Annotated in this window: 5 protein-coding genes; 3 read left to right on the plus strand and 2 right to left on the minus strand. The window is 59.9% G+C overall.

Going from position 1 to position 3,545, the window contains the following annotated elements:
• Positions 1 to 579, minus strand: a 579-nt coding sequence (locus ADADOO_RS07745; protein ID WP_511276437.1) for a magnesium chelatase domain-containing protein, incomplete at its 3' end; no start/stop codon positions are given.
• Between the two features lie 4 nt (positions 580 to 583).
• Entirely contained in the window at positions 584 to 826 is a 243-nt protein-coding gene (locus ADADOO_RS07750) for an accessory factor UbiK family protein (protein WP_511276439.1), read from the minus strand.
• A gap of 244 nt (positions 827 to 1,070) precedes the next feature.
• On the opposite strand from ADADOO_RS07750, the gene ADADOO_RS07755 reads away from it, so the two are divergent.
• The 3 genes from ADADOO_RS07755 to ADADOO_RS07765 form a co-directional block, all read left to right on the plus strand.
• Complete coding sequence (locus ADADOO_RS07755; protein WP_511276441.1) at positions 1,071 to 1,817, plus strand: TorF family putative porin; 747 nt, start codon at positions 1,071 to 1,073, stop codon at positions 1,815 to 1,817.
• A gap of 85 nt (positions 1,818 to 1,902) precedes the next feature.
• Positions 1,903 to 2,241: a P-II family nitrogen regulator gene (gene glnK, locus ADADOO_RS07760; protein ID WP_511276442.1), complete on the plus strand. Its 339-nt coding sequence runs from the start codon at positions 1,903 to 1,905 to the stop codon at positions 2,239 to 2,241.
• A gap of 13 nt (positions 2,242 to 2,254) precedes the next feature.
• Positions 2,255 to 3,545: ammonium transporter (locus ADADOO_RS07765; protein ID WP_511276444.1), on the plus strand; the 1,291-nt coding region annotated here is incomplete at its 3' end.

Genomic DNA, 3,545 nt, shown 5'->3' on the forward strand with positions numbered 1-3,545 from the left:
CTCGGCCAGGTCGGCGAAAATGGGCTGATTTTCCGGGTTGACCGTGGCAATCGCCGGCGCCAGCATCTCGCGCTCGGCGAGGTGGGCGCAGACGTCGAGCAGCGAGCGGGCAGAGAGGATTTCGTTGCTGCCGATGAGCGCCGCTTCGCGGGCGCTCGCTTCGGGCAGGATGAAATGCTTGCCGTGACCGGCCGTTTGCAGGGCCATGGCCAGGGCGCCGCGAATCGGGCGCAGCTCGCCGGACAGCGACAACTCGCCGGCAAATTCATAGTCGGCCAGGTGCTTGGCGGGAATCTGGTCGCTGGCGGCGAGAATGCCGAGGGCGATGGGCAAATCGAAACGGCCGGATTCCTTGGGCAGGTCGGCTGGCGCCAGGTTGACGGTGATCCGTTTGGCGGGAAATTCGAAGCCGGAATTGATAATGGCGGCGCGCACGCGATCGCGCGCTTCCTTGACTTCGGTGTCGGGCAAACCGACGAGGGTAAAACTTGGCAGGCCGCTGGCCAGATGTGCTTCGACGATGACCGGCGGCGCGTTGAGGCCATCCAGTCCGCGACTGTGCGCGATGGCCAGGGCCACTGGCTTACTGTCCCGAGCGGGATTTTTCCAGCGCGTCGACGCGGGCTTCGAGAGTTTGAAGCTTTTCGCGGGTGCGGGCGAGAACCTGGGTCTGAACGTCGAATTCCTCGCGGGTTACCAGATCGAGCTTGGCGAAAAAGCCGCTCATCACCATCTTGGCATTCTTTTCAATGTCCTTGGCCGGCGAGTTGGCCAGCAGGGCGCTGATCTTGGCGCCAAATTCTTCAAGTGTCTTGGGGTCGAGCATGTTGTCCTCCGTGGAGGTTTTGAGTTTAACACAGCGGAATTATTGCGGTTTTCGGCGGCTGCTCACCCGTGGTGCGTGACCTTATCTAGCCGCACTGTAATGGTGCGACAGGAGGGCGCAGGATTCGTCAGGAAGCAGGCAATCCTTTGATTTTGATCAAAAAAACACCCTGGCATGCCTTCTGCTATTGCTGTACTGCACAAAATTCTTTTTTTTACTTTAATCAATCCGTAGGAGAGAAAACATGAAGAAATCACTCATCGCTCTGGCCCTCGTTAGCGCCTTTGCCGCGCCGGCTTTTGCCGAAGAAGCTGCTCCAGCCAGCGATCACACCCTGACCGGCAACATCGGCCTGTTCTCCAGCTATCGTTTCCGCGGTATCGACCAGACTTTCGGCAAGCCGGCCCTGCAAGGCGGCTTCGACTACTCGCATTCCAGCGGCGTCTATGTCGGTAACTGGAACTCGAATATCAGCGAGTACGCCGGCTTTCCCGAGGGCAACCTTGAAATGGACCTTTACGGCGGTTACAAGCACGCTTTTGGTGATTTCGGTGTTGATGTGGGTGCCCTGTACTACTACTACCCGGGTTCGAACAATGGCCTTGGTAAGGCGGTTGATAACCTTGAAATCTATCTTGGGGCCAGCTGGAAGTTCGTGACCTTCAAGTACTCGCATGCCCTGACCAACTATTTTGATATTGCTGACACCAAGAACACCGGGTATTTCGACTTGTCTGCCAATTATGACCTCGGCGGTGGCTGGGGCGTCAATGGCCATGTCGGTTACACCGATGTTAAGAACCGGGATGATCTGGATTACACCGACTGGAAACTTGGCGTGACCAAGGACATCGGTGGTTACGTGTTTGGTCTGGCATATGTCGACACCGACGCCGCCAAGGGGTCTTACACCTGGACCAAGCCGACTACCGGCAAGCAGATCTACGCTGGAAAGGCAACCGCCGTCCTCTCCGTATCCAAGTCTTTCTAAGCAAGCTTAAAACCTCCTCCGCTAGTGCACCGGCCGGCGCCGGCGGGGGAATCAAAAGTCTCAATTTTCTGGGGAACTAGCCATCATGAAATTCGTAACCGCCATCATCAAGCCGTTCAAGCTTGACGAAGTGCGTGAAGCCTTGTCCGCCATCGGCGTGCAAGGCATCACGGTCACTGAAGTGAAAGGTTTCGGCCGGCAGAAGGGCCATACCGAGCTGTATCGGGGCGCAGAGTATGTCGTCGATTTCCTGCCCAAGGTCAAGATCGAAGCCGCCGTCAAGGCTGACCAGCTCGATCAGGTCATCGAAGCCATCGAGAAATCGGCCAGCACCGGCAAGATCGGTGACGGCAAGATCTTCGTCTTCGACGTCCAGCAGGTTATTCGTATCCGGACCGGTGAAACCGGTACCGATGCCCTCTAAGGAGCCACAAATCATGAAACGCCTCTTTGCATTGCTGGCTCTGGTCGGCGCCGTCGGTTTCGGCGCGCCGGCCTGGGCTGAAGAAAAAGCTGCGGCGCCTGAAGCTGCCGTTGCCACCGCCCCGGCTGCTGCGCCGGCAGCTGCCGCCCCCGCGGTGGCTGAAGCTGCCCCGGCCCCGGCCGCTGCCCCGCTCGTCGCCAACAAGGGCGACAACGCCTGGGTGATGGTCTGCGCTGCTCTGGTCATCCTGATGTCCATCCCCGGCCTGGCGCTGTTCTACGGTGGCCTGGTCCGGACCAAGAACATGCTCTCGGTGCTCATGCAGGTTTTTGTCACCTTCTCGCTGATCTCGGTTCTCTGGGTGATCTACGGCTACTCCGCCGCCTTTACCGAAGGCAACGCGTTCTTCGGCGTGCTCGACAAGCTCTTCCTGAAGGGCGTGACGATTGAATCGGTTGGCGCGACCTTCTCCAAGGGTGTGGTCATCTCCGAACTGGCCTTCGTGATCTTCCAGGGCGCCTTCGCGGCGATTACCTGCGGTCTGATCGTCGGTGCCTTCGCTGAACGTGCCAAGTTTGCCGCCGTGCTGGTCTTCATGGTCATCTGGTTCACCCTGTCCTACATCCCGATGGCGCATATGGTCTGGTACTGGGCGGGTCCGGATGCCTACATCGATGCGGCCGCTGGTGACCTCGCCGGCAAGACGGCTGGCTTCCTGTTCCAGAAGGGTGCCCTCGACTTTGCTGGTGGCACCGTGGTGCACATCAACGCGGCTGTTGCCGGTTTGGTCGGTGCCTACATGGTGGGCAAGCGTACCGGCCTGGGCAACGTCTCGATGGCCCCGCACTCGCTGACCTTCACGATGATCGGCGCTTCCCTGCTGTGGTTCGGCTGGTTCGGTTTCAACGCCGGTTCCGCCCTCGAAGCCTCTGGCGGTGCCGCGCTGGCCATGGTCAATACTTGGGTTGCCACGGCCTGTGCCGCGCTGTCCTGGATGTTCGCCGAATGGGTCCTCAAGGGTAAGCCTTCCATGCTCGGTGCTGCTTCCGGTGCGGTTGCCGGTCTGGTTGCGATCACCCCGGCGGCCGGCTTCGTCGGCGTCATGGGCGCCATCATCATCGGCCTGCTGGCTGGCGTGGTCTGCCTGTGGGGCGTCAATGGCCTGAAGAAGATGCTCGGTGCTGACGACTCCCTCGACGTCTTTGGCGTCCATGGTATCGGCGGCATCCTCGGCGCCATCCTGACCGGTGTCTTCGTCGATCCGGCCCTGGGCGGCACGGGTGTCTATGACTACGTGGCCAACG

Origin of the sequence: Azonexus sp. (genome assembly GCF_036170495.1) — a bacterium.
Classification (GTDB): domain Bacteria; phylum Pseudomonadota; class Gammaproteobacteria; order Burkholderiales; family Rhodocyclaceae; genus Azonexus.

Bases quoted from the DNA above. Each gene is read 5' to 3' on its own strand.
- ADADOO_RS07750 (WP_511276439.1), bottom strand. From the start codon at position 826: ATGCTCGACCCCAAGACACTTGAAGAATTTGGCGCCAAGATCAGCGCC.
- ADADOO_RS07755 (WP_511276441.1), top strand. From the start codon at position 1,071: ATGAAGAAATCACTCATCGCTCTGGCCCTCGTTAGCGCCTTTGCCGCG.
- glnK (WP_511276442.1), top strand. From the start codon at position 1,903: ATGAAATTCGTAACCGCCATCATCAAGCCGTTCAAGCTTGACGAAGTG.